This window comes from Bacillus manliponensis, assembly GCF_000712595.1.
Classification (GTDB): Bacteria; Bacillota; Bacilli; order Bacillales; family Bacillaceae_G; genus Bacillus_A; species Bacillus_A manliponensis.
The window spans coordinates 384,600-410,787 of the sequence record NZ_JOTN01000001.1; the positions used below are offsets into that span (position 1 = coordinate 384,600).

At 35.0% G+C, this 26,188-nt stretch carries 23 protein-coding genes and 1 pseudogene; 9 read left to right on the forward strand and 15 right to left on the reverse strand.

What is annotated here, in order from left to right:
* Positions 1-147 precede the first annotated feature (147 nt).
* Positions 148-519 (forward strand): hotdog family protein, encoded by a 372-nt coding sequence (locus BAMA_RS01735; protein ID WP_034635523.1) that lies wholly within the window; start codon positions 148-150, stop codon positions 517-519.
* Positions 520-548: 29 nt separating this feature from the next.
* Here the strand turns inward: BAMA_RS01735 and BAMA_RS01740 are convergent, their stop codons facing one another.
* The 3 genes from BAMA_RS01740 to BAMA_RS01750 form a co-directional block, all read right to left on the reverse strand.
* The gene (locus BAMA_RS01740; RefSeq protein ID WP_034635525.1) at positions 549-1,175 is read right to left on the reverse strand and encodes an FMN-dependent NADH-azoreductase; all 627 of its coding nucleotides are present in this window, start codon (positions 1,173-1,175) and stop codon (positions 549-551) included.
* 137 nt (positions 1,176-1,312) lie between these two features.
* Positions 1,313-1,948, reverse strand: a complete 636-nt coding sequence (locus BAMA_RS01745; protein ID WP_034635527.1) for a response regulator — start codon at positions 1,946-1,948, stop codon at positions 1,313-1,315.
* A 27-nt stretch (positions 1,949-1,975) separates the two neighbouring features.
* Positions 1,976-3,571: a GAF domain-containing sensor histidine kinase gene (locus BAMA_RS01750; RefSeq protein ID WP_034635529.1), complete on the reverse strand. Its 1,596-nt coding sequence runs from the start codon at positions 3,569-3,571 to the stop codon at positions 1,976-1,978.
* A 309-nt stretch (positions 3,572-3,880) separates the two neighbouring features.
* Between BAMA_RS01750 and pdxK the strand changes: the two genes are divergently transcribed.
* Positions 3,881-4,705: a pyridoxine/pyridoxal/pyridoxamine kinase gene (gene pdxK, locus BAMA_RS01755; RefSeq protein ID WP_034635530.1), complete on the forward strand. Its 825-nt coding sequence runs from the start codon at positions 3,881-3,883 to the stop codon at positions 4,703-4,705.
* Positions 4,706-4,764: 59 nt separating this feature from the next.
* On the opposite strand, the gene BAMA_RS25345 is transcribed toward pdxK, so the two are convergent.
* From BAMA_RS25345 to BAMA_RS01790, 8 genes are all read right to left on the reverse strand, one after another.
* Complete coding sequence (locus BAMA_RS25345; protein WP_265182700.1) at positions 4,765-4,899, reverse strand: hypothetical protein; 135 nt, start codon at positions 4,897-4,899, stop codon at positions 4,765-4,767.
* A gap of 306 nt (positions 4,900-5,205) precedes the next feature.
* Positions 5,206-5,409 carry a YbdD/YjiX family protein gene (locus tag BAMA_RS01760; protein WP_034635531.1) on the reverse strand — a complete coding sequence of 68 codons (204 nt, stop codon included), beginning with the start codon at positions 5,407-5,409 and terminating at the stop codon, positions 5,206-5,208.
* Positions 5,402-7,477 carry a carbon starvation CstA family protein gene (locus tag BAMA_RS01765; protein WP_034635532.1) on the reverse strand — a complete coding sequence of 692 codons (2,076 nt, stop codon included), beginning with the start codon at positions 7,475-7,477 and terminating at the stop codon, positions 5,402-5,404. Before BAMA_RS01765 ends, BAMA_RS01760 begins: the two co-directional genes overlap by 8 nt.
* Positions 7,478-7,636: 159 nt before the next feature.
* A complete protein-coding gene (locus tag BAMA_RS01770; RefSeq protein WP_034635533.1) occupies positions 7,637-8,353 on the reverse strand; it encodes a LytR/AlgR family response regulator transcription factor in 717 nt (238 codons plus the stop codon).
* Positions 8,354-8,496: 143 nt separating this feature from the next.
* Complete coding sequence (locus BAMA_RS01775) at positions 8,497-9,696, reverse strand: MFS transporter (RefSeq protein ID WP_034635534.1); 1,200 nt, start codon at positions 9,694-9,696, stop codon at positions 8,497-8,499.
* A 153-nt stretch (positions 9,697-9,849) separates the two neighbouring features.
* Entirely contained in the window at positions 9,850-10,590 is a 741-nt protein-coding gene (locus BAMA_RS01780; protein WP_034635535.1) for a WecB/TagA/CpsF family glycosyltransferase, read from the reverse strand.
* Between the two features lie 113 nt (positions 10,591-10,703).
* Entirely contained in the window at positions 10,704-11,816 is a 1,113-nt protein-coding gene (locus BAMA_RS01785; protein ID WP_034635536.1) for a glycosyltransferase, read from the reverse strand.
* Positions 11,817-11,901: 85 nt separating this feature from the next.
* Positions 11,902-13,293, reverse strand: coding sequence for an O-antigen ligase family protein (locus BAMA_RS01790; RefSeq protein ID WP_034635538.1), 1,392 nt, complete (start codon positions 13,291-13,293; stop codon positions 11,902-11,904).
* 354 nt (positions 13,294-13,647) lie between these two features.
* Here BAMA_RS01790 and BAMA_RS01795 point away from each other — a divergent pair, with 354 nt between their 5' ends.
* The 7 genes and pseudogenes from BAMA_RS01795 to BAMA_RS01820 all read left to right on the forward strand — a co-directional run bounded on the left by BAMA_RS01795 (position 13,648) and on the right by BAMA_RS01820 (position 21,143).
* Positions 13,648-14,283: a trimeric intracellular cation channel family protein gene (locus BAMA_RS01795; RefSeq protein ID WP_034635539.1), complete on the forward strand. Its 636-nt coding sequence runs from the start codon at positions 13,648-13,650 to the stop codon at positions 14,281-14,283.
* Positions 14,284-14,534: 251 nt separating this feature from the next.
* Positions 14,535-15,083: pseudogene (locus BAMA_RS25590) on the forward strand (protoglobin domain-containing protein); the annotation flags it as partial.
* Positions 15,084-15,143: 60 nt separating this feature from the next.
* Positions 15,144-15,845, forward strand: coding sequence for a methyl-accepting chemotaxis protein (locus tag BAMA_RS25595; RefSeq protein ID WP_415782861.1), 702 nt, complete (start codon positions 15,144-15,146; stop codon positions 15,843-15,845).
* A 364-nt stretch (positions 15,846-16,209) separates the two neighbouring features.
* The gene (locus BAMA_RS01805; protein ID WP_034635541.1) at positions 16,210-16,722 is read left to right on the forward strand and encodes an acyl-CoA thioesterase; all 513 of its coding nucleotides are present in this window, start codon (positions 16,210-16,212) and stop codon (positions 16,720-16,722) included.
* A gap of 188 nt (positions 16,723-16,910) precedes the next feature.
* Positions 16,911-18,365, forward strand: a complete 1,455-nt coding sequence (locus tag BAMA_RS01810; RefSeq protein WP_034635544.1) for an oligosaccharide flippase family protein — start codon at positions 16,911-16,913, stop codon at positions 18,363-18,365.
* 35 nt (positions 18,366-18,400) lie between these two features.
* Positions 18,401-19,222, forward strand: coding sequence for a glycosyltransferase family 2 protein (locus BAMA_RS01815; RefSeq protein WP_034635546.1), 822 nt, complete (start codon positions 18,401-18,403; stop codon positions 19,220-19,222).
* Between the two features lie 361 nt (positions 19,223-19,583).
* Positions 19,584-21,143, forward strand: a complete 1,560-nt coding sequence (locus BAMA_RS01820; RefSeq protein WP_034635548.1) for an ABC-F family ATP-binding cassette domain-containing protein — start codon at positions 19,584-19,586, stop codon at positions 21,141-21,143.
* A gap of 53 nt (positions 21,144-21,196) precedes the next feature.
* Here the strand turns inward: BAMA_RS01820 and BAMA_RS01825 are convergent, their stop codons facing one another.
* From BAMA_RS01825 to BAMA_RS01840, 4 genes are all read right to left on the reverse strand, one after another.
* Positions 21,197-21,892, reverse strand: a complete 696-nt coding sequence (locus BAMA_RS01825; RefSeq protein WP_034635549.1) for a PspC-like choline-binding domain-containing protein — start codon at positions 21,890-21,892, stop codon at positions 21,197-21,199.
* Positions 21,893-22,045: 153 nt separating this feature from the next.
* Positions 22,046-23,104, reverse strand: coding sequence for a hypothetical protein (locus BAMA_RS01830; RefSeq protein ID WP_034635551.1), 1,059 nt, complete (start codon positions 23,102-23,104; stop codon positions 22,046-22,048).
* Between the two features lie 15 nt (positions 23,105-23,119).
* Complete coding sequence (locus tag BAMA_RS01835) at positions 23,120-24,562, reverse strand: MBOAT family O-acyltransferase (protein ID WP_034635552.1); 1,443 nt, start codon at positions 24,560-24,562, stop codon at positions 23,120-23,122.
* A gap of 301 nt (positions 24,563-24,863) precedes the next feature.
* Positions 24,864-25,883, reverse strand: a complete 1,020-nt coding sequence (locus tag BAMA_RS01840) for a hypothetical protein (protein WP_051758850.1) — start codon at positions 25,881-25,883, stop codon at positions 24,864-24,866.
* Positions 25,884-26,188: the final 305 nt, after the last annotated feature.

A 26,188-nucleotide genomic window follows, 5' to 3' on the forward strand; every position in this document is an offset into this window, starting at 1 on the left:
TAAGACAGATTGTATAACAATAATTTTAAAGCGTCAATTATTTTTCTGAATATTTTTTAATAACAAATATTTACGAATAACTAAAAATTCTATACATTTAAATTATGAATGAATAACCATTCATAATTTAATCAGGAGGTTGGTTATATGAAAATCGGGGATATTATCACATTTGAAAAAAGATTTACGAAAGAAGACGTTGAGATTTTCAGTAAAATTTCTGGGGACGCAGGTGAACATCACGTTACGCCCGATGAAAATGGTCGTGTCATGGTTCAAGGCTTACTTGTTGCAACGTTACCAACTAAAATTGGTGGTGATTTAAATTTTATCGCCCGCAATGCAGATTTCACATTTTTACGCCCTGTTTTTACAGAAGACACAATTCGGTGTGAAGTAACGCTTATTCATTATGAAGAGCAAGAGGATAGAATTATCATGGCTTCAAAAGCAGAATGTTTCAACCAACATGATAAGAAGGTGTTAGAAGGAAAGTTTCAAGGTATTATACGGAAATAACAAAAGAGAGGGCTATTCCCCTCTCTCACTTAAAATGTATTTGCCACTTTTGCAGCTTCTTCAAGTCCATTTGCAATAATTTCTTCAGCACGATCTACAAATTGATTATGTCCTTCGATAATAACTGTCTCAATATCTCTTGCACCGAAGAAGCCCATCATTGCAGCTACGTATTTTACAGCCATCTCAACTTCTGCTGCTGGCCCTTCAGAATAAACACCGCCACGCGCATTTAATAATGCAATTTTTTTATCTGTTACAAGACCTACTGGGCCCTCTGCTGTATATTTAAATGTTTTACCTGCACGGTTTAAGTAATCAATATACGTATGAAGTACCGCTGGAATTGTTAAGTTCCATAAAGGGAAAGCAAATACTACTTTATCAGCTGCAAGAAATTGATCTAAATATTTATCAGCAACTGCTACTGCTTTTGCTTCTTCTTCTGTTAAAGCAAATCCTTTTCCAGACTTGAACGTACCATTAATCATATCTACCCCAACGTATGGTAGCTCTTCCTTATATAAGTCTAACTCTACAATTGTATGAGTTGGATTTGCTTCTTTATAACTTGCTAAAAATGTTTCATATAATTTTACACTTACAGCTTGTTCAGCTGGGCGATTGTTTGCTTTTACGAATAAAACTGTTGTCATGTTAATCTTCCTCCTATGAAAAGACGATTACTTTGTTGTTGATACATACATTATATCTTTTCAAAAAAGGAGCTTCTTCCGTATATAGACGTATCTTTTTATAAAAAAGCTTGTCTTTTCGTCCTACGACTTTTGTCTTATTCCATACCATGTTTCACAGCATATAATGCCGCCTGTGTACGATCAGCTACATCTAATTTATTTAAAATATTACTTACATGCACTTTCACTGTCTTTTCCGTAATTGTAAGCACCGCTGCAATTTCTTTATTACTCATTCCTTTTGCCAATAACTTTAATACTTCATTTTCTCTACTTGTTAATGATTCAAATTGCATTTCATTCTTTTGTTTTGGCATACCTTGTAATAACAATACATTTGCAATATCTGGATGAAGTTGTATATTTCCTTTGTAGGCACTTCGAATCGCTTCAACAAGTTGATCCGGTTCTACATCTTTTAAAATGTAGCCACTCGCTCCAGCTTGCAATGCTGGTAAAACGTGATCTTGATCTGAAAAGCTTGTTAAAACTAATACTTTTATACTTGGATTATCTTCTTTTATATATTTTGTTGCCTCAATACCATCCATCTCCGGCATAGATAAATCCATTAAAACAACATCTGGATTTGTCTCCTTCGCTTTTTGCAACGCTTCTTTTCCATTACTTGCTTCCCCGACTAATTCAATGTTTTCTTGTGTTTTTAAGAAAAAGGATAAACCTTTTAGCACAACCGTATGATCGTCCACTAACAATACTTTTATGTTCACGTGCTTCCCTCATTTTCTATATAACGTTTACAGTGGTACTGTTACTTTCACATTCGTCTCACCTGGTTGACTGACAATCGTAACATGTCCGCCAAGCATTTGTGCTCTCTCATGCATTGTTGTCATACCAAGTGTTCCTTTTTTTACAGGTAAAATATCAAAACCTTGCCCATAATCGACAATATTCATCGTTACTCCTCTTTTTGTCACTTTCATATAAACGGCTACTTCACGTACATTAGCATGCTTTGTAACGTTATTAAATGCTTCTTGTCCAATACGCCAAAGTGATTCTTCTACTGCTCTTGGTAAATCTACGACGCCTTCTACATGCTGAAGTATCTTTAGACCTAATCCTTCTCCGTACTGTTTTAATGCAAGCAACAATCCATTCTCTAAACCAGCTGGTCGCAGTTGCCAAATGAGCGTCCGCATCTCTTGCAATGCCTCTTTCGTCAGTTGCTGCATATCATGAAGTGATTCGCCCACCTCTCCATTTGACTTTCCTACTAACGCTTCAATCCCTCTTGCCATTAACGTTAGTGAGAACAGTTTTTGACAAACCGAGTCATGTAAATCCCGAGCTAATCGGTTCCGCTCTTCCATCCGTGCAAGTTCATGATGTTGCTCATTTAAACGTATGTTTTCAAGTGCCAGTGAGATATGCTCTGCAATCACCTGTAAAATATCCATATCATGATGATCAAACTCATACTTTCTCACACTACTTACAAATAACACACCAAAAATTTGATTCTGAATGAAAATCGGTACAGCAGCTGCCGATTTATAAAAGGACGCCTCTCCTACCACCTCATCATGTGTAACATGTATTGATTTCCCTTCATTTATTACCGCTTGAATGACTTGTAATTGTTGTTTAGAAATCGTTCGACTTTCTTCATGTAACATACCTTTTTCATAAGAGGTATGAATGGTTACTTTCTTGTTTTGTCTTATAAAGAAAGTAACAGATGGCCATGAGAACACAATACCAACTTGCTTGACTGCTTCTACAAGCAATTCGCTACGAGTTTGCATTTTTCCAATATGCTGAATGACCTGTTCTAGCTTCACATAATAACTCGCTCTTTTTTGTTCACTTTCATACAACTTCGCACGTTTTAAGGCCGTTCCAATTTGCAATGCAACTGACTGCAAAAGCGCTAATTCTTCCTCATTAAAATGATTTTTTTCTGGTTTTGCCACATTTAGCAATCCAAACTCTTCATTACCAGCCTTAAGTGGGACCGTCGCATGATGAAGAATTCCATTTGTATCTCCCCAGTTTTGTTCAATTGCAGTCACAATCCGTTTGCATTCAATAATATTAACCGCACGCTCTAGCTTTCCATCAACAAAGCGGCGCAAACACCAACATTCTCCTTCACACATCGGCTTCTTATTTTGAAAAGAAAGTGCAGGTGGTAAATTATAATCGATAATTTTTGTGTAACGCCCCTCTTCATCAGCAAGAAAAATCCATCCCGTCGTTAACCCTGTTACCTGTAATAATTTTTTTAATACTGCTTCCAATACGCCATATGTATCGTTAGACGCATTTAACGTTTCCGCTATTTCTTTTAATATGATTAATTCATTCGTTCGACTTTCTCGAAACATAATACATCCCCTAGCTTCGTATACCTTTATTTTTCATTATTGTACCAAACTAAATAAAAAGTAAAACCTACATCGTTCTTTTTCACTTTGTACTTATTGCTAACATTGATATAATAAAGTGAAACTTCACTCAGTGGGGGTTTCTTCATCCCCCACTGAGTGTCAGCCCGACCAATCGGGCTTTTGTGGGCTGTCAATCTTCCATCTAAGCTTCTTCGCTTTTTCTCAAGTTTTGAGGTGGGAGTCTTACAGCCCGAAAATAGCGGGATAAATTGAAAAATGTAGTTGATAACTAAGGGGGATTACGCAATGACACTAAATAAAGCACTTACGATTGCCGGATCTGACACAAGCGGAGGGGCTGGTATTCAAGCAGACTTAAAAACATTTCAGGAGCTTGGCGTTTACGGTGTAACATCTCTTACGACAATCGTAACGATGGACCCACACAACGGCTGGGCACACAACGTATTTCCTATTGCAGCTTCTACGCTAAAACCACAATTAGAAACGACAATTGAAGGTGTTGGCGTTGATGCATTAAAGACAGGAATGCTTGGTTCTGTAGAAATTATCGAGATGGTAGCTGAAGCGATTGAAAAACACAATTTCAAAAATGTAGTGGTTGACCCGGTTATGGTATGTAAAGGTGCTGACGAAGCACTTCACCCAGAAACAAATGAGTGCTTACGCGACGTCCTTGTTCCAAAAGCGTTAGTTGTAACACCAAACCTATTTGAAGCATATCAATTAAGTGGTGTGAAAATTAACTCTCTAGACGATATGAAAGAGGCTGCTGAAAAGATTCATGCATTAGGTGCAAAATATGTATTAATTAAAGGTGGCAGCAAATTAGGAACAGAAAAAGCAATCGATGTACTATTTGATGGAGAAACATTTGAAATTTTAGAATCTGAAAAAATTGATACAACATATACACACGGCGCTGGCTGTACATACTCTGCAGCAATTACAGCAGAACTTGCAAAAGGAAAATCTGTAAAAGAAGCAGTGAAAGTTGCAAAAGAATTCATCACAGCTGCAATTCGCCACTCATTCAAGTTAAACGAATATGTTGGCCCAACACATCACGGCGCTTACCGTAAATATGGCGTTGGAAAAGAGCTTGTATAAGAGATTTCATTAAAAAATAGCCCCTAGTCGTAATCATCGACTTAGGGGCCATTTTTTAATCATGCTAATGTTTGTAATACATGTTCATAGGATTGATAAGCTATGAATGCTGCACCAAGTGAGCCAATTAAAAGTAAAGCTAAACCACCTAATGTTATATATGTGCCGTAGGCTTCTTGAAACCCTTCGTTCATTACAATCCCTCCTTACTTTTAAAGACCTATAAAGTTAATTTATGCAAAATGCCTATTTTTTGTTAAAAATCCAATAAAGTGAAACTTCACTCAGTGAGGATTTTCTTAATCTCCCACCTAAACTCCTTCGCTTTTTCTCAAGTTTTGAGGTGGGATTCTTACAGCCCGTTAATGCGGGATAAAACAATGCGATTGCAAAGTTTACAAAAATAGCTCTTACTATACTTTGACGTATAGTAAGAGCTATTTTGCAGTACCTATCGTTAATACAATTAGCCAATGTAACGAATTTGTTTCACGTGAAACTTAACAGCATCTTGAAATTTTCCCACCCTTTGCGTTAAACCTTGCTTCTTGTGCTTCAGAAAAGAATTGCTTTTGACAAAGGATAGGTTCTTCTGGATGATGTTCCTTCATATGTGCAACATATTTTTCATAGCTTGGCACTCCAACAAGTAAACTAATAAATTGCTTTCGATACTTCCAAACTTCTGCTATTTTTTTACGCATAATCGCGTGCCTCTCCTCCATCTCGTGGAATATATGGTGATTCTTTAAGTGGAACATCTTTATTTTGTAGTACCTTTATCCATAAACGAATTGCTGAAATTAGAACAGTAATTACAACGACCATGAACAATCCACATAGTGCTGCATCTACGTAATCATTGAAAATAATTTGTTTCATCTGAGCGACATCTTTCGCTGGTGCTAACACTTCTCCTTTATTTAAAGCATCTTGGAATACTTTCGCATGAGATAGAAAACCAATCTTCGGATTTTCATGGAATAGCTTTTGATAGCCTGCTGTCATCGTAACAACGAGTAGCCCTATTGTTGGTACGAGCGTAACCCACACATATGCTTTTTTCCCCATTTTAAATAGAATGGTTGTTCCAAGTAAAAGCGCAATTCCAGCTAGCATTTGGTTGGCAATTCCAAACAATGGCCATAACGTATTAATACCTCCAAGCGGATCGACAACACCCTGATACAAGAAATAACCCCAACCTAATACACAAAGTGTCGTTGCAATAACGTTCGCAATTGTAGAATCTGTTCTTCCAAGCGGCTTATATACATGGCCTAAAATATCTTGAATCATAAAACGTCCAACACGCGTCCCCGCATCAATTGTCGTTAAAATAAATAACGCTTCAAATAAAATCGCAAAGTGATACCAAAATGCCATCAGTGCTTGTCCACCAATAACTTGTGAGAAAATATATGCCATTCCAATCGCTAGCGTTGGTGCACCTCCTGTACGAGATAATACAGTTTGTTCACCAATATTTGCTGCGAGTTCTTTTAATTCATTTGGTGTAATTGTAAAGCCCCATGAAGAGATGACTTGTGAAGCCTGTGCAACATCTACACCGATAAGGGCAGCTGGACTATTAATCGCAAAGTATGTTCCTGGCGTTAATACACAAGCTGCAATCATCGCCATTAAAGCAACAAATGACTCCATTAGCATTGCTCCGTAACCGATTGGACGAGCATGACCTTCTCGTTCCATCATCTTTGGCGTTGTACCAGATGAAATGAGTGCATGGAAGCCAGATACCGCACCACATGCAATGGTAATAAATAAAAATGGGAATAAGCTACCAGAGAATACAGGTCCTGTTCCATCTACAAATTGTGAAACAGCTGGCATCTGTAGGTCCGGTGCTACAATTAAAATACCAAGCGCAAGCCCAACAATCGTTCCAATCTTTAAAAACGTACTTAAGTAATCACGTGGTGCCAGTAATAACCAAACTGGTAGTGCAGAAGCGATAAATCCATAAGCAATTAGCATAATTGCAATTGTTTCACCTGTAAATGTAAACATTGGACCTAGAGTTGGATGCTCCGCTACATACTGCCCTCCAACGATTGATAAAAGGAGAAGTACAATTCCGATAGCTGACCCTTCACCAACGCGTCCCGGACGAATATAACGCATATAAACACCCATAAAAAAGGCAATTGGAATTGTTGCCGCAATTGTAAACATTCCCCATGGACTTCCGATTAAAGCTTTTACAACGACAAGTGCTAATACAGCTAATAAAATAATCATAATTCCTAAAATACCAACCATTGCAATGAACCCTGTTACAGGGCCAATCTCTTCTTTTATCATCTCTCCTAATGATTTTCCGTTACGACGAGTAGAAGCAAATAAAATAACGAAATCTTGGACCGCTCCAGCTAATACTACCCCAACGATAATCCAAAGTGTCCCCGGTAAATATCCCATTTGTGCTGCTAAAATTGGACCTACTAACGGGCCTGCTCCAGCAATTGCTGCGAAATGATGGCCAAATAGTACCCATTTATTTGTTGGTACATAATCCTTTCCATCATTTAAAACTTCAGCTGGTGTTTTCCGTTTATTATCTAGCTCAAATACTTTTTGTGCGATAAATTTACTATAAAATCGATAGGCAATTGCATATACAGAAACTCCTGCAACTAACAACCAAATTGCATTAATCGTTTCTCCTCGTGATAACGCTAATACTGCAAATCCTGCTGCTCCTACTGCCGCAATAAGCCCCCAAAGTAAAATCGACTTTAATGCCTTCACTACGAATCCCCCCTAATAAGATGCCTTAGTGGGAATTATACTAAATTTTCTAAATATTTTAATTATATACAACCTATGATGAACCATTTCATTTCCAACATGTTCAAATTCATCCATAAAATGAAATTACCATAAGAAGATCCTTATGGTAATTTCATTTTATAACTCAATTTTATTTCGGAGCCTCTTTACATAGTTACGGCTAACTGGTATTGGTTGTTCATCATATTTTGTTAAATATAAATTATATGTTCCATTACAATATGGTTTTAAATCTTGTACATAAGTCACATTAATGAGATAGCTTTTATGCACGCGTAAAAAATCATATACCGCTAATTTCCCCTCTAATTCCTGAAGCGTATATGTTGAAATGTATTGGTTATTCGTTGTATAAATTGAAACTGTTTTATTTTCTTTATTTTTGCTCACATACACAATGTCTTTTGGAAAGATATAAGAAATTCCATCATGCATTTCAATTGGAAGTTTTCTTAAACGACTCTTCTCGTTCTTCTCTTTTTCTTGTTCAATTGTATGCAGTAAAAATTGCAAATCTTCTTGTTCAAACGGCTGTAATAAATAATAAAAAGCATGAAAACGAAACGATGCAACTGCCTCTTCTACATTTGCACCTATAAAGACAAACTTTGTATGCGAAGATATATCATGTAATAAACCTGAAATTTCAAAGCCTGTTCCATCTGCTAAATGGACATCTAAAAAAATAAAATCAGGAACATACCTTTTTGCCATCTGTAATGATTCCATTCCTGTTTTCGCTTCAAAACATTCTATATTTCGAATATTTTCTGTAAACAGTTCTCGTAATTGTTTCCTATTTTCTTCTGACTCTGTTACAAGTAAAATTTTCATTACTCCCCAACCACCTAATTCTCCATATTCTTTGTTGTATACATTCGCCCTCTTGGTAAACAATCCCTTTTCTTAATAGTATATTCATATAAAATATAACATTTTTTTACTACATAAAAAAAGAGAAGCTACTCGCTTCTCTTTTATACTAACTCACGCTGTTTTGTTTCTTGACCAAGTATAAGTACTGCTAATGCACCAACAACAATAGCGACACAAAAAATCGTAAAGATTACAGAAACGGGTGCGTTTGTTGTAACTAAATAACCTACTAATAGCGGCCCTAAAATACCACCAATGCGGCCAAAGGATGCTGCCATTCCTGCACCTGTTCCACGAATTACCGTTGGATACTGTTCCGGTGTATATGCATAAAGGGCTCCCCACGCTCCTAAGTTAAAGAAGGACAATAACATACCTGCTGTTAGTAATACAGCCAATGAATCAGCCACTCCAAACAAGTAAGCACTACCTGCTGTGCCAAGTAAATATGTTATAAGTACAAATTTACGACCAAGACGCTCAATAAACCAAGCTGCTGTGAAGTAACCTGGCAGCTGGGCTAATGTCATAATTAATACATACTGAAAACTTTTAATCAAACTAAATCCTTTTAGCACCATGACACTCGGTAACCAAAGAAACATCCCATAGTATGAAAAGACAACACAGAACCATAAAATCCACAGCATAATCGTTGCTTTTCTGTATTCTCCTGACCAAACAGATTTCATATTCTCTAATACAGATGGTCGTTGCTTTACTTTTTCAAATTGAGGTGAATCCGGTAAATTCCATCGTAAGTATAATGCATAAAAAGCCGGTAATGCACTTAAGATCATTGCCATTTGCCAACCATATGTCGGGATAACGAAGTAAGAAATAAGCGCTGCGATGAGCCAACCTCCAGCCCAAAAGCTCTCTAATAATACAACGATTTTACCGCGTTCATGAGGCGCAACACTTTCTGATACAAGTGTTGAAGCAACTGGTAACTCTCCCCCAAGTCCCATTCCAATAAAAAATCTCAGCAGAAGAAACATCGCTAATGTTGTTGTAAAGGCCGTTAAACCACTACCAACAGAAAATAATAAGAGCGTAATAATGAATACAGATTTACGGCCAATTTTATCTGCTAATATTCCAAATACAAGCGCACCAACTGCCATTCCAATTGAATTAACACTTCCAATCCATCCAACTTGCTCAGCAGTTAAACCCCAATCTTTTTGCAGTGCCGCCATAATAAATGAAAGGATTCCAACGTCCATCGCATCGAATAGCCAGCCCAGACCAGCAATTCCTAAAAGCTTACGGTTGGAAATCCCTATATTTTTCTCCACTAGATTCCCTCCTTACACAGGTGTCTTTACACTTTATTTTACACATGTATATTATATAAGTAAAATACTTTATTACGTATTTACATCGTTTCTACAAGCATTACTTTTCCCACAAAAAAAACGCCTCATACGCAGGCGCTTTTTACGTAAAAACTATTTTTTTGTACGTACTACTTCTTTTAAAAACTCAGCCAAAACAAGTTGACGACGCCAGCGTGTTGGGTTACTGCACAAACGATAAAACCACTCTAAATGAACGGCTTGGATCCATTTTGGAGCACGTTTTACTTCTCCAGCCCAAACATCTAAGCTTCCACCAACACCAACAGCTAGTTTTGTATTTAAACGGTTTTTGTTATTTTGAATAAAGTTCTCTTGCCTTGGGAATCCAAGTGCAACAAGTAGAAGATCTGGCTTTGCCTCTTGAATACGTGCTACAATCTCTTCTTCTTGCTCTTGTTTAAAGTAACCATCTTGCGTTCCAACGATAGATACCGCCGAATATTTTTCTGTTAGTGTATTAGCAGCTCTTTCCACAACATGCGGCTTTGCTCCTAATAAAAAGACAGATGCTTTTTTACCTTGTTTTGATAAGGCTGCAAATAGCTCGTTCATTAAGTCAAAACCAGCTACACGCTCCTTAAGTGGTGCCCCTAGCATTGCACTAGCCTTTACAACCCCAATACCATCTGGCGTAATTAAATTTGCTTCTAATAAAGTTTTATGGAAGCTTGAATCTTTTTTGGCACACATTACAATTTCTGGGTTCGCTGTTACGACTTGAAATGTATGGGCTTGTTCCTTTTCTAACTCATTTACTAAATATTGAACCGTTTCATCCATCGTCATCGTTGAAAAAGGAACACCTAAAATATCAACTGTTTGTAATCCCATCTGTACAACCCTCTCTATTTCAAATATCTTCTTGTCCAAAATGACATAATTTTCATCCCGTATTAACGGGATAAAAATCGGCAGGGGATACCCCAAAAGTTTCAATTTATTTCTTATCTTTCTGTACTTAACAATAACCTTTCATACGCGTGATGCGTATCTTCGTATAAATTTCGCAACGAGAAATTAGTAGAAGCATGCTCGTATAGACGTTCACCCATCTCCGCTAGCTGTCCGCAATTCCATTTTTCATACGCTTCCTGTAATGCACTTGCTAAAGCACTCGCATCACCACTTGGAGTAATCCATCCATATGTCTCATCTACTATTAATTTCTCCATATCACCAACATCAGTCGCAATAGCAGGTACACGCTGATTTGCAGCTTCTAATAATACCAGTGGGAAGCTCTCGCTATACGATGTTAACAAATTAATATGTGCAGATGCATATAATTCTTTTATATCTGTACGATGGCCTAAAAATAGTACTTTATCCTCTAAAGATTTTTGCTTCACAATTTCTTTTAATTCCTCTTTGATTGGACCATCACCAGCTAATAATACTTTTATATTTGGAATGTTGATACGCTCAAGCGCCTCAAATAAAATTTCATGTCCCTTTACAGGATGCAAACGTGCAACTTGAATAGCTGTGAATGTACCATCTTCTATATCAAATTCTTCTTTTTTATCATACGGTTTTGCTGGTGCATTGTCATATTCAATCCCATTATAAACTGTACATATTTTTTCTTCCGGAACTCCAAGTGATACTGTATTGTTCTTAAAGCGTTCAGTAATCGCAAAGAATAAATCTATTTTCTTAAAAGAACGCAAATTTAACTTTGTGAAAATCCAACCTTTTAAACCACGCTTCATAAAATCAAGCGTTGGATCACTATGAACGGTCGTTACCCACTTAGCATTTATCTTGCCTCTTACAAGGGACATATAAAAATTGGCTCTTGCGCCATGTGTGTGTACAATATCAAAACGCTCTTCATTAATAAATTTGCGTATTTTTGAAAGAATAGATATATCGTAACGAGATGATTGCGAAAAAACATGTACTTTAATTCCGAGTTCTCTTGCTTCTTTAGCAATTGCACCTTCTTCAAATACTGCTAATTCTACTTCGTCTTTCGGAAACTGCGACAAAAGTGCAATAATATGCGTTTTCCCGCCGCCTTCTTCTGCTCCAGCATTCATATGCAACACTTTCATCTATTTCTTCCTCCATCATCATGTTCTCTTCTCTTTACTATAACAAAAAATAAAAGCTAACGTGACGCTAGCTTTTATTTTTCTATCATTCAATTTCTAAATCAACAATTAAATATGCTAAAATTACAGCAAAATAAATGCTTACACCAGGAGCAGTTAGTACGTGTCCTGACATAAATGCCATCCCTAGCGCTAGTCCTAAGGCAGATCCTAATAATGCATACTTTACTGTAAATATCTCTTTAAATCTCGTTATTAACGCCCATAGGATTCGGATACCAAAGTACAAGAATGGAACTAACATAAGTGCAAAACCGATGATTCCAAAAGCATAGAACCAATCATGGAAGTCCCTTTCAATTAACTTTGGATATTCTTCGAAGTTCCCTGAATAACCCATACCCATTAGCTTTTGAGACATCGGAGCCTCAGCATAGTATTCTTTGTACATTTGCTGGAATAACTGACGTCCACTGAAAATGAGTGCTTGCTTTTCTTCTTCTTTCTTTACTTCTTTTTGATGCTGAATTTCTTCTTCAGTTTTAGGCTCTTCTTTTACTTTACCTTCTTCTTTCTCTTTCGCTTCTTTTACATCTTCTTCATAATCAATAATTTGGAAATGGAATCCAATATTCTTAAAGGCTGGAGAAAATGGCGTATATGCTAAAACACCAGCAAAAACAACTGTCGCAATTAAACCATTTAATAGGTATAGCTTCTTTTTAGGATCTTTTCTTTGCATAAATGCTTGTACAAAACACATAAATACTGCAACAGCAAGAGCTCCAACAATAGCCGCATACCCTACCTTTGTACCGATAGCAAATAGAGAGAAAATTGTTAGTAAAGTTGGAATCCAAAAATACAACTTTTTAATACTTGTTGTTTTTTGAATCGAGAATAAAATTACAATCGGGAAAGCAATCGCTAAAATAGCTCCTAATTCATTTCCAGCATAAAACCAACCGCGAGAACCAAGCTTAACCCATTCATAGCTTTTAAAATCTGTGTTCGTTGCAATTGAAACAACCATTACAATATTAATCACTAATGCCGCATACATAATATAATTCTTTGTTTTCGAATATATATCTTGTTTTGCCTTTACAGACTTAAATACAAAGATATAACAAGTTAGCATGACTAAAGGATAAACAGATTTCGCTAAAAACTTTAATTCTTCTCCTAATAAAATTGGCGATTTAATGAAGAAGTTATTTATAAAACCGATAGATAATACCACTGCAACTATCAGTAAATAGATAACATATTTTCGATTTTCTTTTTCCCTCGCCTGAAGTAAAATGTATACTCCAGCAAGTGCCATAACAAATAAACGGAATACGACGCCAATTGTTGTATTAATTTTTAATACTTGAATGCTAAGTGACGTTAGCAAGTCTATAATTGGCTGTAGTAAAATAAAAATGAGAATAAAATTTTCAAATTTATTACTTAAACTATTGTTCCCTAACATCTCAAACCCCCATAAGTGTCATTACATTATCCTAATTTATGTCATACTAATATAGAATCTCAGTCGTCTCAAACACTTATTATAACATAATTTATCAATAAACTACTTTCTATTTTTAACCTTTTCATTTATATAAAAAGAAAAGTAATAAAGTTCAACTAACAATCGGGCTTTTACGAGCTATTAATGCGGGATCAAACCGCTTACTGTAACCTTTAAATAACGTACCTTCAAACGCTTTCTTTTCTTATTGTTTTGTTTTTTCTGCATGTAACAAAACAATAATTGTTATTTTGATAACTTTAGTGTATATTTTTTCTCTGGAATATCTTTCAGAGGAAGGGATTAGGGGCTATGTTTTTAATTGAAGTGTTTACGTTTCTTGGTATTATTGCAGCTGCTATTTCTGGCACATTAGTTGGTTTAAAAAAGGAGCTAGATTTGTTTGGTGTTCTTTGTTTAGCTGTTACCACAGCTCTTGGCGGCGGTATTATTCGTGACATTTTAATTGGTCACTTACCTCCTGTTGCATTTATACAACCCATTTATTTCTTTATTAGCGTATTAACCGCTCTATTTACTTGTATGTTTTTTGAACGTATTAACAAGCTTCAAACTGTCATTATGCTTTCAGATGCAATTGGCCTAGGCGTCTTTACGGCTATTGGAGCAAACGCTGCGATGGATCATCATATGGAAGCTTCGTTCTTAGTTGTTTCTATGGGCGTAATTACAGGAATTGGCGGTGGCATTTTACGCGACATTTGCACACAAGATATTCCTTATGTATTCCGAAAAGAAGTATATGCAGTTGCTTCTATTCTAGGAGCAATTAGCTTCCTCATTACATATGAAATGGGGGCGCAAGTACTAGCATTTTACATTTGTCTTTTCGTAACCTTTACAATACGTGTCGTTACGGTTATATACAATGTTCATTTCCCTGTTTTCTTCAAAACATATGAGAAAACACCTAAAGGACATTCATAATATCATACTCCAAGAGAATTCAAATTTGAGTTCTCTTTTTTGTTTTTATCCCGTATTTATAGGCTTACAATCCATAAAGTTGGAAAACTCCCATTAATTGGTGTTTCATTTTATTACAGTTACTAAAGTCCTAATGACTCATATATAATTAATTTATATAGAAATAGAAATTTATAGATATTTATCTTAACAATATTTATAATGAAGTAAGTTTTTTAAAAAAATTCGGAAAATTAAGAGGAGAGAGCGTTTTGTTAGGACTATTCAAAACAACGGAAACAAAAGATAACAAACTTAACTTAAATGCACTTTGTAAACAGCAATCGGTCACTTTCAATGTAACAAAGAATTCAGAGTTAGAGGCCCAGTTAAAATTATCTTGTTTTACAAAAGAAAATTTACAAGTAGTAAGAGTGTTACAACCCTTCATATATGAAAAAATAGATTGGATAACAGAGCAATTTTACGAAGGTATTGTAGATCAACCAAACTTACTTGAAATTATTGAAACACACAGTTCTATCCCTCGATTGAAGCAAACACTAAAAAAGCATATTATGCAACTATTTGACGGTGTGATAGATGACTCTTTTATCTCTCATCGCATCGCTATTGCAAAAATGCATGTAAAGATTGGTCTACATCGTAAGTGGTATACAGCGGCTTACCAAGGACTATTTCGCTCAATCATTAAAATTATTGAAACAAAAATCTTACAGGTTGAAGATTTTTCACATGTAATCCAAGTATTAAATAAGCTCTTTTCCTTAGAACAAGAAATTGTAATTGCAGCCTATGAAGCAGAATATGAAAAGATTAGACTTCAACATGAGGAAGAAAAGAAACACTCCCAAATGAAGATGAGTCATGTCGCTACAGAATTAGCAGCTTTATCCGAAGAAACAAGTGCTTCTGTCCAACAATTATTATTACAATCAGAAACCATTGTAGGAATAGCAAAAACAGGAACATCATTAGCAACTCAATCTGAACAAAAAGCAAACAATGGAAAAACGCAATTGAATGTCCAGCACGAACAAATGAAAAATATGAAGCAGAATATGGATTCGATTATTAAGGAGACAAACGAGCTTCTGGCAAACTCAAAACAAATTAACGAAATTATTGATATTGTTAAATCTATTGCTGATCAAACAAATTTACTTGCTCTAAATGCAGCTATTGAATCTGCACGTGCTGGTGAAGCTGGAAAAGGATTTGCAGTTGTTGCTGGTGAAGTTCGTAAATTATCGGAGCAAACAAAAGAATCGATTTCTAATGTTACAGGTCTCATCAAAAAAACAAATGAACAAATTACACATGTCTCTTCTTCTGTAGAAAAAATCAATGAATTCGTTTCAGAAGGTACAAGTAGCATGAAAGAAACTGATACATACTTTGAAAAAATTGTAGAAGATATGCACTGTTCCAAAGAACAAAATGAAAAAATTGAAGATGAACTTGAAACGATAACACATGTGATTAAAAATATTGAAGAAGCTTCGTTAAAGATTGCCTCAACAGCTGATAACCTGATGGTACAGCTACATCAAGAAAAATAAGAAAAAGCGGACTCTTTTCTACAAATTGAAATTTCAATCGGTGGGGGTTTCTTCCCTCCCGCTGATTGAAAACTCCCACCTAAACTTCTTCATTTCCCTTAGGTTTTAAACAAAAGGCCTTAGAGTCTAAAAATAGCGAGATAAAATAAGAATAGAACCCAATTGAGACATCTTTCCTCGTTTTATAAGAAACAATAACTAACAAAGTAAAATATAAATTACCTTTCTCTTGCAATATAAGTAAATTTTCTTTTAAACTACACTACATATGAACCATTCACCGTACTTATAAAAAAATCTTCAAATTATATTTTCACAAAGGAATAATCCTATACAAAAATAGAAACAACAGGAGTAAACTATTATGAACAAAAAATTCATGCGAGAATCAAGAGCAATAAAAACAACTAGAGTATTTCCAAATGATTTAAATAATCATCAAACATTATTTGGTGGGAAGTTATTATCAGAAATTGATAGCATCGCTTCAATTGCAGCAGCTCGTCATAGCCGTAAACATTGTGTAACAGCCTCTATTGACTCTGTCGACTTTTTAACTCCTCTTCATCAAACAGATTCCGTTTGCTATGAATCATTTGTATGCTACACAGGCAAATCTTCTATGGAAGTTTTCGTAAAAGTTATTGCTGAAAACTTATTATCAGGGGATCGCCGCATTGCTGCTACTTGTTTTATTACTTTTGTTGCCTTACAAGATGGAAAACCGTCTGCTGTTCCTGGTGTTATCGCGGAAACAAAAGAAGAACATTGGTTATACGAAACAGGTAAGGACCGAGCAGAAAAGAGGAAACTAAACCGCGTCAAAAGTAAAGAAATGGCTGAAGTATTGACATTAAACAAACCTTGGAATGTGTAAAAACAATTAGGCCGTTCTCTTTCTTACATGTAAGGAAGAGAACGGCCTATACTTCATTCCTTCTCCTCTATCATTTTTAATGTGATTGCACGTTCTTTTCACAAAAATTTGCTCCCAATAGGAAATCAATCGTATAATTACAAAATGTAGAATATATTTCAATTTAAATTATAGAGAAGGGTCCAGTTATGCAAAAATCAATTTTCAAAAATATTTTGTATAAAATTACGCTGAATATCTTTAACGTTATTCTCCCCCTACTTGTTGGTCCATACGCGTACCGCGCATTAGGAGCTCAATCAATGGGGACTGTAAACTCTGCTGATACAATCTTTAACTATTTCTATATTTTTGCTGTATTTGGCATCTATCAATATGGATTACGTGAAGTAAGCTTAATTAAGCATGACACTAAAAAAGTAAATCAGCTATTTACAAGCCTATATATGATTAATATAACAACTAGTCTTCTCGCACTAGTTGCATTTTTGTCATTCAGTTACATTGGTTACGGTAACGAAGCAGTATTTCCAGTTTTAGTTATTTTCGGTTTTAATTTCATTTCAAACATGTTTTATGTTGAATGGTTAAATGAAGCCCATGAAAATTATGACTTTATCACAATTAAAACGATATTTGTACGATTAACTTATGTTGTATTGCTATTTCTTCTTGTACATACATCAGAAGATTACATGCAATTTGCAGGGCTATTAGCACTTTCAACATTTTTAAATCATTTCATTAGTTTCGTCTATATTAAACGCAGGGTGAGATTTGATTTTTCAAACATTACAATTATCCCGCATTTAAAGCCGTTACTACTTGTTGTTATTTTTTCAAACGCAAACATTTTATACACACAGTTAGATCGTTTTTTACTATTCGAATATTTAGGTCCCAAATATGTTGCCTTTTACGTGATGGCATTTCAAATGATGACCATTATTAATACGCTAATGATGAGCGTAATTCAAGTTACAATCCCAAGATTATCTTATTTATCCGGGAATGCGAATGAACGGGAATACGAAACACTATTAAACAAAATTTCAAAAGTATATTTCATTACACTGTTCCCATCTGCACTTGGTTTAATTTTAATTGCACATAGTGCCGTTGTTATTTATGGGGGAGCAGAGTTTGCATACGCAGGAGATACATTAGCAATTTTTGCATTGTACATGGTTTCATTAGGTCTTGAGTCCATCCTCGCAAACCAAATTATCTATGTAAAAAAGAAAGAACATATTTTAGTTCGCTTCTTATTCATATGTGGAGCTATAAACCTTGTATTAAATATCGCTTTAATTTACTTTGACGTATTTACACCGGCAACAGCGATTTTAACAACAACCATTTCAAACTGTGTATTGATTGTTTTAGAGTATGTTTACGTAAAAAGAAACTTAAAAGTAAATTACACATTCTTTGATATAGATAAACTAAAATATCTATTCTATTCTTTACCATTCATTCCGTTAACATATGTCGTAAGCATATTTTTCAAAGACCCAATACCGTTTACAGCAATAACAATTTTAGTAAACATATTGGCTTATGCAATCATCTTGTTTATAACAAAAGATGAAATTCTGAACCTGTTTTTAGATAAAGTAAGAAATAAATTCAAAAAAGCATAATGCTTAGCTGAAACATTTTAAAGGAGCTGTTCTTGTTGAAATTCTCTTTAATCATGGCCACTTGTGGCAGACGTGATGATATTCTTGATTTATTAAACTCACTTGAAAAGCAAACATATAAAAACTTCGAATTGATTGTTGTGGATCAAAATGATACACCAATCTCTGATTTATTTGAGGACTATAAAGAAAAATTTGCTATTAACTATATTTATACACCTATTAAAGGGTTGTCTCGTGCACGTAATACAGGGTTAAAAGTAGCGGATGGTGATTATATCGCTTTCCCGGATGACGATTGCATTTATGAAGCAAACGTATTAGAAACAATCGCAACAACATTTCAAAATAATAAAGATATCCAATTCATCTCTACTAATACAACAAACATTGAAGGCACAGGCTCATTAGTGCACGCTCCAGAAACGGATATCACTTTAAATAACAAATACGGATTTATGGGCCCATCCTTTACGTTATTCTTCACGAAACAATTTGTACAAACTGTAGGAACTTTTGATGAAGATTTAGGTGTAGGTTCTGGAACAATTTATGGAGCAGGAGAAGAAACTGATTTTGTACTACGTGGTATGAAAGAAGGGTATATCGGAATCTTTAAGAAAGATTTATTCGTTTACCATCCTGTAAAAGAAGAAATAATTAATGAGCAATCATTAAACAGAGCCATTTCTTATGCAGGTGGCTTTGGTAGGGTCATTCGTTTACATTATGGATTCCCGTATTTCTTACGTGCGGTAGCTGCTGCTACATTCCGTACAATACAAAACATCTCTAATGATAAACGAAAATTCCATGCTAATCGTTTAAAAGGAATTGTTCGTGGATATATGAAATAATAAAAAGAAGGTGATTATCTTCCATAAAGATAATCACCTTCTTTTTTGTAAAGGGGACAATTTTTTCGAAATAATTGGGGTCTTTTTTTACATCATGTGTAAAAACATCTATAGAACTATATTCATATACTCTTTAGCTGTCTTACAAGTTTGAGTATATAGAAATTCAGCGGAAACACCTATCGAATTTCCTTACAATAAACTTACACCTTTGTAAGGAAGAATAGAAATTATACATTCCAGTATTGCCCTTATACACATCCAATTTGAAATCATATACAATTGGGAAAGGATAGCTTTATAAGCAAGAATTTAGTATTATTGGGCAAGGTATTATTTTTAAGGCAGGACGGAGGACAATATGAGCTTATTAACAGTTGAAAATTTAGGGCATACTTTTGGCGATCGTACATTATTCAAAGATGTATCGATGCGCTTATTAGCAGGAGAACACGTTGGATTAGTTGGAGCAAACGGTGTTGGAAAATCAACATTTATGAGTATTATTACTGGTCAGCTAATCCATGATGAGGGACGTGTAGAATGGACGCCAGGTACACATTACGGATATTTAGACCAACATACCGTATTAACGCCAGGTAGAACAATTCGTGAAGTTTTAACGGATGCATTCTTACCTTTATTCGAAAAAGAAAAAGAACTAAATACAATTACTGAAAAAATGGGAACGGCAACACCAGAGGAATTAGAAGAACTTTTAGACCAAATGGCTGAAGTGCAAGATGCTCTTGAAGCTGGTGGATTCTACTTATTAGATATTAAGATCGAGGAAGCTGCACGCGGCCTTGGTATTGATGCAATCGGCTTGGACCGTGACGTTTCTGCGCTAAGTGGTGGACAACGTACCAAAGTATTACTAGCAAAATTATTACTAGAACAACCAGAAGTTTTATTACTTGATGAGCCAACAAACTACTTAGACGTTGAACATATTAATTGGCTAACGAATTATTTAAAAGAATATCCACATGCATTCCTCTTAATTTCCCATGACACGGAATTTATGAACAAATGTGTAGATGTTATTTTCCATCTAGAATTTTCTAAGATGACGCGTTATACGGCAACGTATGAAAAGTTTTTAGAGCTTGCTGAAATTAATAAGAATCAACACATTCATGCCTATCAAAAGCAGCAAGAGTTCATTAAAAAGCAAGAAGATTTTATTGCACGAAACAAGGCCCGCTATTCAACAACAGGACGTGCAAAAAGTCGTCAAAAACAACTCGATCGTATGGAACGTATTGATCGCCCTGAAACAGCGATGAAACCGGAATTCTCATTTAAGGAGTGCCGTGCAAGTAGCCGCTTTGTCTTTGAAGGAGAAGATGTAGAAATTGGTTATACACAACCATTACTACCAAAACTAACAATGACAATCGAACGTGGTGAAAAAATCGCGATTGTTGGTTGCAACGGTGTCGGAAAATCAACATTATTAAAAACAATTCTTGGAAAAATTAAGCCATTAGGAGGAAAAGTCAGCCTTGGTGATTTCTTAGTACCTGCTTATTTTGAACAAGAAGTAAAAGCAGAAAATATCACACCAATTGATGATGTTTGGAACGCATTCCCGAGCCTTGATCAGCATCAAATCCGTGCAATGCTTGCAAAATGTGGTTTGAAAAATGAGCATATCTCCCGACCATTAAATCAATTAAGTGGTGGAGAACAAGCGAAGGTTCGTTTATGCAAACTAATGGCTGAAGAAAGTAACTGGCTACTATTTGACGAGCCAACGAATCACCTTGATGTTACAGCAAAAGAAGAACTGCAAAAAGCAATGAAGGCCTATAAAGGAACGATTATCCTTGTTTGTCACGAACCTGACTTCTATGAGGGATGGATCACAAAAACATGGAATGTCGAAGAGTGGGCAACAAAAGAGAAGCAAAACTAAAAAAAGAAACCTCGTAGTAGGAGACATTCCTTAACTACGAGGTTTCTTTTCCATTATTGGGAGTACTGCCACACCCCATTTTGACCAAAGTAATGCAATGTTCCATCTATTGAACGCCAGCCTGTTACCATGTAATACAAGCTAGGATGTAGATAGTACCATGAACTTCCATCTTTTAACCAGCCACCATGTGCCTTACCATTCCAGTTCATGTACATCCAGTTATACCCATCGTATACCCAACCTGTTTGCATAACTCCACTTTTTTTGTCGAAATAATATAATTCATTCAAATAATTCCCAGTATATACTGAACCAGTTCTCATATAACCATTATTAGGATCCATGTAGTACCATGAACCACCATCTTTTAACCAGCCTTTTTTCATAGATCCATTACCCTCAAAATAATACCAAGAATAACTATCGAAGAACCAACCTGTTTTCATGACACCACTATTCTTATCTAAGTAATAAGTATTGGCTCCATCAGTATACCAGCCCTTATACATATAACCGTACTCTTTATCTAAGTAATACCAAGAGCCAGCGTGGTTTAGCCACCCTTTCTTCTTCACACCATTTTCATAGTAATACCAAACACCATACTCACTTACCCAACCGCTTTTAGACTGTGCAGCTTGCTGTACTGTCTGCGTACTTTCAGCTTGTACATTTTTTTCCCCATAAAAGGTAGCCGGCAATAACACACTTGCAGCTAAACAAATTGACAATACTTTTTTCTTCATATGACAATACTCCCCCTTAAACGATATACTCTTCCTTATTTTAACAACATACCTATTTATTTTCTATATCTCCTAAAAAATACATTTAAAAAACATAAAAAGGTCTATTCAAAAAACATTTTCACGTTCTTTTTAAATAGACCTTTTCTTACTTTAGTATAATTTATCGCCCGAAACTTCTAATACTTGTGTTTCTAATGCTTTAATCTTTTCTTCATACTCTTCTTCTGTTTGAATCGGTTTTGTATTTTTCATTTGCTGAATCATCCAAGAGTTAATCTTCGGCTCATAATGACTTGGATCATAATACTTTGATACATTATGTGTAATTTCTTGTTCATCTTGAAAATCGTATATCTTTACATTTGGCAATGATTCAATATCTTTAAAAATTTCTCGTTTAAGCTCTAAACGATCATAGAACTTCCCATTACTCCAATCAAGTGCATAAATATGATAGACAACAGAGTATGGTGTAAAATACAATGTAAAATCAATATCTGGATTTTCTTTTAAAACAGGTAAAATATTCTCATCCCAATGAGCTAACATTGTTTCTAGACTGACATTTTTATCTGCTGGTTTATCATTTTTAGATGCACCGATATTTTTAAAATCATCTAACTTTAAATAATGGTCCGGATATTCAAATTTAAACAATGTTTCTGCATCCATATTATCTGTATTTCCTTTTAAATAACTAAACATCATCTCTTTATATTCCGTTAAAGGAAACATACTGCATAAATATCGAAAATCTGTTAATGGATTTTGATCATATAAATAATAAGGAAACTCACTTTGTTCATCGTTGACCCGTTTTGCATCTCCTGAAAATGAATCTGGATTCATCTCCCAAAAAACTTGCTTAATTTCCTCATCTTTTTGTAATGCTAAATCTAGCAAGAGGCTTTGCTCATACGTAGAAGCCGCTGACATTGCAGCATTTAACGTCTTTCCTCCAAATGCTTCATTCATCTCAGACTCTTTAAAATTCAAGCTCATTGATGTCCCGATCATTAATGTATCGTACTCTTTGTTCTTTACCAAACCAGGCACTTGATAACGTTCTTTCGTAGAGTATTTTACTTGAAATATAGAGTCATCACGATAAAAACGAAGCGGATCAATAATATAATTAATAGTCATAAACACACAAGCCGTCAAACATAAGAAGGCTGCAAAGGACAGAAGATATTTTCGATAATTCAATTGACCGCACCCTCCTTAGAAGTTGAAATAAATAAAATCACTAACTTTATTTAATGATAAAATCGTTATTACTGTAATCACTGCACTAAACGCTGCATGTTTCCATGTCGGTCGGAAAGATTCCATCATTTCAATCGAATTTCTTTGACTTAATACAATTACAAACGCTATAAGAATTGCTGCAATATATACAGATATATCATACAAACCCCAAATTAAATGTGGTGAGGTAATACTTTGTAATGAAGGTACAATGCTTGCAAAAGCCGCTGGAAGCTTAAATCCATTTAACCCAACCATAGCTTTTAGTACTGTTAAGGCTTGATCAATAGATGTTGCTCGGAAAAATACCCATGCAAAGTTTACGAACTGGAATGTAATAAACCACGCCAACCACTTCGGTAAGCTTATATTTAGGCGACTCCATAATCGATAAATAATAGATGCCAAGCCGTGTAAGCAACCCCAAATGATAAAAGTCCATCCTGCACCATGCCAAAAGCCACTAATAAAGAAGACTAGGAAAATATTTATGTACGTGCGTACTTTCCCTTTTTTACTTCCACCAAGTGGAATGTATACATACTGCGTTAAAAAGCGATTTAACGTCATATGCCATGTTCTCCAAAACTCTTGAATATTCGTCGCTTTATATGGCGAGAAGAAGTTAATTGGCAATTTAATATTAAATAATAGCGCTGCACCAATCGCCATATCACAATAACCACTAAAATCAAAATACAACTGGAATGTGTACGCTAAAGAAGTGATCCATCCTTCAACAAATGTTAATTGATTTGCACCTTCATAGCCAGCATTTGCCCAAATTGCAAATGTGTCAGCAATCATTACTTTCTTAAATAAACCAATCGAGAAAATATAAAGTCCAACACTTACATTTTTGGCAGAGATAGAGTTATTCTTTTTATCCTCAAACTGCCCCATTACCTCGCTATGATGCACAATTGGTCCGGCAATTAATTGCGGGAAGAACGTAACAAAAAAACAGTAGGAAAGGAACGAATAATGTTTTGTTTCTCCACGATACGTATCGACTAAGAAAGCAATTTGCTGGAACGTAAAGAAACTAATCGCAAGAGGTAATGCTAGTTGTAACAAGCCAACACTTGTACCAAATACATTATTAATGTTACTAATAAAGAAATCGGCATATTTAAAATACCCTAGTAAAGCAATATTAAAAATAATACCTATCGTTAGTACAATTCCTTGTTTTTCCTTCCACCTTATCATTAATTTGCTTAATACAAAGTTAACAACAATTGATGCGATAATAAGCGTTAAATATTTAGGATTCCACCATCCATAGAAAAATAATGACGCTGCAACCAACCACACTTTAGATAACCAAGATACATTTACTTTTTTCAGTAAAAAATAAACAACAAATACAATAGGTAAAAAATAAAATATGAATTCGTATGAATTAAAAAGCACAACTTTCACCTACTCAACTTTAATTTTAATAGCGCTCTTTTTCTTATCTCTCCAAAATATAACTATACATCGCTATTACTAGTTAAAACAACATCGAAATAATAACGTTATTTTGGTAAAAAATCGATACACATAAAAGTTAGTTTACTATAAAAAACAATATATAAACAACTAAACTATAAAGTAAAACTTCACTCACCCCAGTTAATTGGGCTTTTACAGGCTGTAAAACTTCCATTTTTAAAAATCGATACATAAAAAGGGCTGCCTATATTTTATAGAACAGCCCTTTTTTTATAGTTTAGTAAATTAGATCTCCCCAACTATCGAAGTAGTACCAACTACCATCAATATAGTTCCAACCCTTTACCATCATTCCATTACCATTAAAATATTTCCAATAATTATTGTAGTATACCCAACCTGTTACCATTTCGCCTGTACTTTTACTGAAATAAAATGTGTTATTACCTTGACTGGACAAGCCTGTTACCATATCACCCTCACTATCAAAATAATACCATTTCCCACCATTAGCAAACCAACCTGTTTTTAATGCTCCGCTACTTAATCCGTAGTTCCAATATGACCCGTTATAAAACCAACCTGTCTGCAGTGCACCTGTTTTTTCATTGAGGTAATAATAATAACCATCATGACTTATTTTACCAGTTGTCATAATACCACTATTGTTGAAGTAATACCATTTTCCACTTATTTGTGTCCAGCCTGTTTGACGCGCTCCTGTATAATCTAAATAATACCAATCCCCATCTCGTTGAAGCCAGCCAAGCTGCATTGCACCATTTGATGCGAAATAATAATATTTATATTCTCCTGTTGTTTCAACTCTAAAACTTCCCCATCCTGTTAACATTCTTCCATTAGACTCATTAAAATAATACCACTGATAACCAATTTTTTGCCATCCACTTTTACGAACACCATTATCATCTAAATAATACCAATATCCATCATTTTGCACCCAACCTTTTTGCATCACTCCATTAGAAGCAAAATAATAATATTTATACTCTCCCGTTACTTCATCTCTAAAAGATTGCCAACCAGTAAGCATTCGACCGCTATATGAATCGAAATAAAACGAATTTGTTCCATCAAAAAACCAGCCTTTTACTTTAGCTCCATCTTTGTAGTAATACCAATTACCATATTCTTGCTGCCAACCTTCTTTCTTTACTGAAGCTTGATTGATGGAATTTCTTTCATTATGGCTTGCTTTCATGTCTGTTTGTGCGTGTGAAACAGACGGAATAACTAATGACACTGCTAATAATAGCCCCCATGCTTTCTTTTTCATTGTGTTCCTCCTATTATCTATTAATATTTATATATTAACCAAAATAAATATTACCATATTTTCTCTAATTCTACTTACTTATTTGTTACTTTAACTCTTCGTCAATAATTAACAAAAGAAGAGTAATTCACCATGCACGAGATGAATTACCCTTCTTTAAACTATTTTCAAACTATAATATCCTAATAAGTTTCCATGAAACCTCTTAACTCTGGACGTAACTTCGAACGATAAAGTGAAACTTCACTCAGTGGGGATTTTCTTCATCCCCCACTGAGTGTTAGTGGAACCAATCGGGCTCTTAC

What these genes read in the sequence shown, in the direction of transcription:
- BAMA_RS01760 (WP_034635531.1), bottom strand. Translation starts at nt 5,409, where the DNA reads ATGCGTAAAAAAATAGCAGAAGTTTGGAAGTATCGAAAGCAATTTATT.
- BAMA_RS01795 (WP_034635539.1), top strand. Translation starts at nt 13,648, where the DNA reads ATGTTTTTAATTGAAGTGTTTACGTTTCTTGGTATTATTGCAGCTGCT.
- BAMA_RS01780 (WP_034635535.1), bottom strand. Translation starts at nt 10,590, where the DNA reads ATGGGATTACAAACAGTTGATATTTTAGGTGTTCCTTTTTCAACGATG.
- BAMA_RS25595 (WP_415782861.1), top strand. Translation starts at nt 15,144, where the DNA reads ATGAGTCATGTCGCTACAGAATTAGCAGCTTTATCCGAAGAAACAAGT.
- BAMA_RS01740 (WP_034635525.1), bottom strand. Translation starts at nt 1,175, where the DNA reads ATGACAACAGTTTTATTCGTAAAAGCAAACAATCGCCCAGCTGAACAA.
- BAMA_RS01770 (WP_034635533.1), bottom strand. Translation starts at nt 8,353, where the DNA reads ATGAAAATTTTACTTGTAACAGAGTCAGAAGAAAATAGGAAACAATTA.
- BAMA_RS01750 (WP_034635529.1), bottom strand. Translation starts at nt 3,571, where the DNA reads ATGTTTCGAGAAAGTCGAACGAATGAATTAATCATATTAAAAGAAATA.
- pdxK (WP_034635530.1), top strand. Translation starts at nt 3,881, where the DNA reads ATGACACTAAATAAAGCACTTACGATTGCCGGATCTGACACAAGCGGA.
- BAMA_RS25345 (WP_265182700.1), bottom strand. Translation starts at nt 4,899, where the DNA reads ATGAACGAAGGGTTTCAAGAAGCCTACGGCACATATATAACATTAGGT.
- BAMA_RS01785 (WP_034635536.1), bottom strand. Translation starts at nt 11,816, where the DNA reads ATGAAAGTGTTGCATATGAATGCTGGAGCAGAAGAAGGCGGCGGGAAA.
- BAMA_RS01805 (WP_034635541.1), top strand. Translation starts at nt 16,210, where the DNA reads ATGAACAAAAAATTCATGCGAGAATCAAGAGCAATAAAAACAACTAGA.
- BAMA_RS01790 (WP_034635538.1), bottom strand. Translation starts at nt 13,293, where the DNA reads ATGTTAGGGAACAATAGTTTAAGTAATAAATTTGAAAATTTTATTCTC.
- BAMA_RS01820 (WP_034635548.1), top strand. Translation starts at nt 19,584, where the DNA reads ATGAGCTTATTAACAGTTGAAAATTTAGGGCATACTTTTGGCGATCGT.
- BAMA_RS01810 (WP_034635544.1), top strand. Translation starts at nt 16,911, where the DNA reads ATGCAAAAATCAATTTTCAAAAATATTTTGTATAAAATTACGCTGAAT.
- BAMA_RS01840 (WP_051758850.1), bottom strand. Translation starts at nt 25,883, where the DNA reads ATGAAAAAGAAAGCATGGGGGCTATTATTAGCAGTGTCATTAGTTATT.
- BAMA_RS01825 (WP_034635549.1), bottom strand. Translation starts at nt 21,892, where the DNA reads ATGAAGAAAAAAGTATTGTCAATTTGTTTAGCTGCAAGTGTGTTATTG.
- BAMA_RS01735 (WP_034635523.1), top strand. Translation starts at nt 148, where the DNA reads ATGAAAATCGGGGATATTATCACATTTGAAAAAAGATTTACGAAAGAA.